Origin of the sequence: Xenorhabdus sp. NBAII XenSa04 (assembly GCF_963866145.1) — a bacterium.
Classification (GTDB): Bacteria; Pseudomonadota; Gammaproteobacteria; order Enterobacterales; family Enterobacteriaceae; genus Xenorhabdus; species Xenorhabdus indica.
Genome location: NZ_CAWMEB010000137.1, coordinates 1 through 5,783 on the forward strand (window position 1 = coordinate 1; position 5,783 = coordinate 5,783).

Annotated in this window: 5 protein-coding genes and 1 pseudogene; 4 read left to right on the plus strand and 2 right to left on the minus strand. The window is 37.9% G+C overall.

Annotated features, from left to right (window positions below; genetic code table 11):
- Positions 1 to 661, minus strand: a 661-nt coding sequence (locus tag AAC147_RS06615; protein ID WP_047686025.1) for an IS5 family transposase, incomplete at its 3' end; no start/stop codon positions are given.
- Positions 662 to 1,393: 732 nt separating this feature from the next.
- On the opposite strand from AAC147_RS06615, the gene AAC147_RS06620 reads away from it, so the two are divergent.
- The 4 genes from AAC147_RS06620 (at position 1,394) to AAC147_RS06635 (ending at position 4,567) form a co-directional block, all read left to right on the plus strand.
- Positions 1,394 to 2,224 carry a hypothetical protein gene (locus AAC147_RS06620; RefSeq protein ID WP_047686015.1) on the plus strand — a complete coding sequence of 277 codons (831 nt, stop codon included), beginning with the start codon at positions 1,394 to 1,396 and terminating at the stop codon, positions 2,222 to 2,224.
- A gap of 24 nt (positions 2,225 to 2,248) precedes the next feature.
- On the plus strand, positions 2,249 to 3,217 hold the full coding sequence (locus tag AAC147_RS06625) for a hypothetical protein (RefSeq protein ID WP_047686018.1): 969 nt from the start codon (positions 2,249 to 2,251) through the stop codon (positions 3,215 to 3,217).
- A 158-nt stretch (positions 3,218 to 3,375) separates the two neighbouring features.
- The gene (locus AAC147_RS06630; protein ID WP_047686020.1) at positions 3,376 to 3,627 is read left to right on the plus strand and encodes a hypothetical protein; all 252 of its coding nucleotides are present in this window, start codon (positions 3,376 to 3,378) and stop codon (positions 3,625 to 3,627) included.
- 343 nt (positions 3,628 to 3,970) lie between these two features.
- Entirely contained in the window at positions 3,971 to 4,567 is a 597-nt protein-coding gene (locus AAC147_RS06635; protein WP_047686023.1) for a tyrosine-type recombinase/integrase, read from the plus strand.
- Positions 4,568 to 4,731: 164 nt separating this feature from the next.
- Here AAC147_RS06635 and AAC147_RS06640 read toward each other — a convergent pair.
- Positions 4,732 to 5,783, minus strand: a pseudogene (locus AAC147_RS06640) (AAA family ATPase); the annotation flags it as partial.

Genomic DNA, 5,783 nt, shown 5'->3' on the forward strand with positions numbered 1-5,783 from the left:
AATGTTTAATTCTGGCAAACACATTTTCCACTAAGTGGCGATAACGGTATAAACAGTTATCAATATGTTGGCCTGCTTTTCGACTATTTTTGCGGTAAGGGATCACCGGGGTGGCTTCTCGTTGTTCAATAAATGTTCTGAAAGGCTGGCTATCATATCCTTTGTCAGCGATAACAACTTCGGATGAGGGGGACTCAGAGACAAGACTTTCCGCATGAACACTATCGTGAACCTGTCCCCCGGAGAGTTCAAAATGAACGGGCAAACCTCCGCTGTCTACCGCTAAATGGATCTTGGTTGAACGCCCGCCACGACTTTTACCAATCGCCTCATCGTTATCTGAGGCTGCTCCAGCACTATGCTGGTGAGCACGAACAATAGTTCCATCAATAAACAACCATTCTGTATCCGCAATATCAGATAACCATTTGAAAATAAGCTGTAAAATACCTTTCTTCGACCAGGCATTAAAACGTGAAAAGACGCTATTCCATTTACCGAATTTTGTCGGTAAATCGCGCCAGGGGATGCTCGTTCTCATTCGGTAAAGGATCCCTTCCAAGGTCAAACGGTGTTCAGGTTTGTCATAAACCCAACCGGTATGTTGCATTAATGCAGATAGCTTATTCCAATAGAGATCTGTTAACATAGTTCGCGGCATGATGGTGAGGTCTGGTTGTTTTTTGGCGAAAGTAATTATACCAAATCATCATGCTGCCTAATCATCCCTCGCAAAACGTCAACAGCCCCTAGGAAAAAGTGAAAATATTGCGGCCTTGTTAGCTAAAGTTAAGAACCCTTCCCAGATAACCGGAACACATCAAGAGCATTCAGGTTCTGGTCACAATTTAAATCATACAGGCTCCGGCAATATAATTTTGGGAGATTACAACGAAAAAAAGTAGAAAGTACAGTAAAGCTTTCGGGTAATAGTAGGATAGGAACACTGATTGGCAGCCAACATGTAGACAATCGCAATCAGCATTTCTATGGTTTTTCTTCCAATGATTCAAATCTAGATATCGCGTTACTTAGCCTATTAGGCGGATGGGATGAGTCTAATCAGTGTGATAAAGATCTTATTGAAGAATTAGTTGCAGAACCCTACGACCGATGGATTGAACGTGTTCGAACCTATCGGAATCGTATAGAAGATATTCTCAACTATAAAGAGCAAATTTGGTGTGTTGCTGACCGAAAAAAGCTATGGTCAACTTATGCCCCATATTTGTATGATGAGCACTTACGTTGTTTTAGTCGCATCTTCATCAGAGTTTATACGACCCCAGATCCCCAATTTGATTTGGAGCCAGAGGATCGTTTTGCTGCTGTTATTTATGATAAGAGATTTCCGTATAGTAGCTCACTAAAATCGAACCTTATTGAAACAATTATGCTAATTGAATTACATAAAGAGCATCTTTCCAGCGTTACAAAACAGTCCTCTCAGTATTGTGTACCTGACTTAGTCAAAGAGCTTCTTAGCTCTGTAGATTGGAAAGTTTGGGCAGGAATCCAGAAAGAACTACCTGATATGGCAGAATTAGTGCCTGAAATTTTTTTCCGTTGTTTATATCAAGCTATTGATAGTCAACAGAGTCCAATCGCCAAGCTATTTGAACAAGAGCGATCTACTGGAATTATTCGCACTAATTATTTAACAGGAATAATTTGGGCATTTGAAGTGCTTGCTTGGGAGCCTAACTCTCTTCAAAGAGTAGTTATAGCCTTGGCTAAATTAGACTCAATGGACCTGAATAAAGATAGTAATTGGGCCAATAAGCCAGGAAAAGTATTGTCGACACTGCTTTGGCCATGGGGCGTTAATAATTCTGCGGACCTAAACAAATATAAAGCTTCCTTAAAAGCTCTTACGAGGTACAACCCGCAATTAGCATGGGAGGTATTGACAAATTTGCTCTCAAAGACCATGTCTTATGGGACCACTAAGCCAAAGTGGCGGGCATGGGAATCAAAAGAACTTGAAAGAAAACTTACTAGCGTTGAAGCTGTAAGGAGATATGAAGAGATCGGACGCATGTTGATTAATATGGCCGACAATGATTGTTCCCGATTAGTACAATTAGTGGATAGTCTTGATAACTTGATATATTCCATTTTCTTAGAAGCGTTGGTGTTATTCAAGCGCAAATTAGCTCACCTTACATTTGAAACCCAAGACGAGCTTTGGGAAAGATTAGTGAGTCTTTCTGACAAGCATTAATATTTCGCTTCAACTGATTGGGCCATGTCAAATGAACAGATTATACGTATTAAAGACATAATATCTAACCTCAAACCATCTAATCTTTATGTTAAGTATAAGCGCTTATTTTCCATTAATTGGAGAGGCCAGAGCAAATATGAAGACTACAGTGACAATGAAATCTATCTTGATAAAGAGCGTTGTATAGCTCTTCGTGAGATAATCAACACATATGGGTTCGACTCAGTTTTTAAACTTGCAAATATAGTGGAATCACAGAAAATATTAGCGGAAACGATAAGTAATGAGCTTACTCTGGAAGAAATTTCTCATTCATTAATTACAACTCTTTTGAATCACAATTGCAGTCAATTTTCACATGTAGTACTGGTTTATCTTTATGAAAAACACTCAGATTTATTTAATACGATTGATTCCGAACAGTGGGAACAAGAAGACTGGTTGAAATTGTTCTTGATCTTACCAGCGACGCCAAGGCTCTGGGTATACGTTGACAGGATTTTAAAAGATGATGTTCTAAGCCGTTACTGGATGCAAGCGAGAATAAATAACTATGCAATATACATATATAAGACAGAAAAAGAAGCTCTAGACTGCTTGAATAGGCTAATAGGAGCTAACAGGTGCAGCGTTGCTGTAAATCTTATATGGAGATTAAAACTACTGTTTTCAGACTTGTTTTCTGATGAGGAAGTATGGGAGTTGTTAGTTAAGGTGGCTACATCAGGAGACTCTCAAGAGGCCGTTATTTTGGATCGTCAAGCTGCATTATGCTTAATCGAAAATCTCCAAGAAAGTGAAGCTTTAAATTTAGTGCAGAAAGCTGATTTAGAAATCCTATACTCTGTCTGGATATTTGATACTCATCAAAGTCAAGTAAAAGCAACCTACTTAGAAAAACGGATAGCAAACGAACCATTATACTATTTAGAGTGGTATCAGGTACTTGTTTCTAAGCACATTAATGTGAACACCAATATAAAAAATTAGCATACAAAATTATTTCTAACGTTAAACGCGCACCTGGGATCACAGATGATGGAAGTTTCTCTTCGGAAGAATTTTATTCCTGGCTTAGTTCAGCAACTGATAAAGCTAATGAACAAAATTTAGACATAAAACCTATGCGGAAGTGGTTAGGTAAGACTTTGTTCTATGCACCAAAAGATTTAAATGATTTATGGTGTCCACAAATCCTAGAAATACTAAATGCCGATGAAGATGCAGATTTGCTCAAAGCATTTCAAAACGAAATTTTTGATTCTCGAGGTGTTCGTTTAGTAGATCTAACTGGTCAAGAAGAATTTGAATTGGCGGATAAGTATAAAAAATTGGCAGTCTTAGCAGAACAAGAAGGTTTTTGGAAATATCTATCCAATCTTATACCAGGTGTCAGCTGACTTTCAATCGGAGGGCGAAGCTACAGTAAATGGTGATCTATACGGGCATCTTGAGATAAAACCACAGACATCGGCAGAGTGACTAAGACAGTTTCATTCTATAGATGGACATTGATGATGACTCCCACTGTGTATGCGATAACTATCCATATGGTGGGATCAAGCCAGTATGGCTTTGTCGTGAAATTTATCGAGAAATATCGTGGATCACGACACTGCGGCTGTTACCTAGTAGATTTTCGCTAATCCGAGCCTTACAAGTTAGATCAAAAGCACTGACAAATTTCACCCATCTTCAAAAGGCTACAATCATGATGACGAATTACCCAAAAAGGAGATCATTATGGTCGTATCAAACAAAAGTCGACGTAGCGTTATCAAAAAACCGTTTAGGCTTGAAGAAATCTGGCGCAGTCGAACAAGACTTGAGATCGAGAATAACCTAATGCAACTAGCTTTACTCAATTTGGCAATCGATAGCAAACTCCGAGCAAGTGATTTGCTGCCTCTCAAAGTTTGCGATGTTTCGTCACAAGGTATGGTATTTGATAGGGTTAAACATGTTCAACGGAAAACTGATATTGAAGTTCAATTTGAGATTACCCCAAAGACTCAATATAGCTTAATTAAATGGATACTTTCCACCTCCTTGACTGTTGGCGATTATCTCTTTCCAAGTTTGAGACGTAAGCAGCAACCGATTAGCTATTCATACTATAGACATCTCGCTAGAACTTGGGCATTAAATCTTGGACTGGACCCAAGTTTTTATGGCACTCACTCGATGAGGAGAACGAAAGCAACACTTGTATATGCTAAAACTAAGAACATTCGTGCAGTCCAGTTGTTATTGGGGCACACAAAGATAGATAATACTATCCGTTATCTTGGTGTTGAATTGGAGGATGCCCTCCGACTTTCAGAAGGAACAGATTGTTAAGTCGTGTGGCCCTGAATTATGGAGGCCACTGCCCAAAGTGAGTTTTAACGAAGTATAGAACAAACAACATTTTATTATGTTTTCCATATATCAGCTAATACTAATAAATGGAATCTAATGACCTAAGTCATATCCTCACTAAAGGGTTGTGGGGTTATTAGCTATCATGACAATACAGTCTGCTGATATAGAGGCATTATTTGTTCATAAACTTCATCGTATAAACTTGGCTTCAATAAGCTATACTTATCAGTCATGGTCAATGTTTTGAATACATCAGTATCTCGCTCAAAGGAAACTGAACCGATAATAAGCTGATTTTTACCTGATAAACCATCAATGCACAAATCAAATAACTTCTTCGTCGTATTCTTGTCTGGGTCTTGCTGTTTTGGGGAATCAATTACGACTGGGAGCATAGGTATCGTCGATTTTTCTTCAATCGTTTTTAGAAGAGCATAGTGATACGCAAGTATAGCTCTCGGCCCACGACTTCCTGTTTCACTCTTGGTAATGTTTCCATACTGAAGGATTGTCCCTATGACAGGATCTTGTATACCTAATTCAGCCTGTGCAAATTTCAAAGACTCTTTGAACTGGTCATTAATTTCTTGAGTACGTTTTTTATCAGTAAATTCAGACAGTTGCTCAGTAAGAATATTTTTCGTCACATTTAGTTGGCCAATCTTTTCATTTAATTCTTTTATTTGTTCATCAAACGTAAATTCAACTTGTTTGCTGGCTTGAGACTTGATGATATCTTGCAAAGTCAATTGATCTTTAACTTCTTGAAGCATTATCTTCAATTTGAGACTTAATCTTTGAGCATTTTTAAGCTCTGCTTTGATGTTAACTATCTTCTCATCATAAACATATTTTTGTTCATATAATTCCTGTATGATCTCAAGTAGCTTTTCTTTATTTGCAAGAACCGCATATTTAGAATTTAAACTCGATGTAGGAGAAAGCGAGTCAATATCATTATCATCAAGCTGTCGTTTCGATTCTTCAATCTCAGATACAATCCCATCTCGATGAGAAAGTAATTCAATCAAATTGATCCTGTATTGTGTTTCTTCCTGATGAAGTTTCTGACATTTACACAGAAAACGATCTAGTAACTCTTCATAATATTCGATGTCAACATCAAATAATACTCTACCGAATGAATCCTCAAATCGTTTCTTCGCTGTCTCTAAATAAGCTTTCATAATAA